The organism is Marinomonas sp. TI.3.20 (assembly GCF_038155025.1).
GTDB classification, from domain to species: domain Bacteria; phylum Pseudomonadota; class Gammaproteobacteria; order Pseudomonadales; family Marinomonadaceae; genus Marinomonas; species Marinomonas flavescens.
This window is the reverse complement of the sequence record NZ_JBAKAS010000120.1, coordinates 1-262: the sequence shown is the minus strand read 5'-3', so window position 1 is coordinate 262 and position 262 is coordinate 1. Positions and strand designations below refer to the sequence as shown.

At 51.5% G+C, this 262-nt stretch carries 1 pseudogene; it reads right to left on the bottom strand.

The window, feature by feature from the left end:
- Positions 1-262 (bottom strand): annotated as a pseudogene (locus tag V6259_RS20155) (hypothetical protein); the annotation flags it as partial.

Sequence of the window (262 nt, the reverse complement as noted above, 5' to 3'; positions counted from 1 at the left end):
TTCGTCTGCTAAGATGATCTTTTCACGAACCGGTATAGACTCGTCAAAACGCAACCCTGTGATAGTAATTTCATTGCCTTTACGAGACTTGGGGGCTTTTCCGCGAACACTGACGGGCTCAGGTTTACCCTGCTCGACCGTGGCGTCTTCCTCCAGCGTCGTGGGTTCTACTGGCATCGGGCCAACAATATCAGCGAGGGCTTGTTGTTCAGGAGTGAGTAAACCTCTGCGCTCGCTTTTAGGCCCGAATAATTCGCGCTTT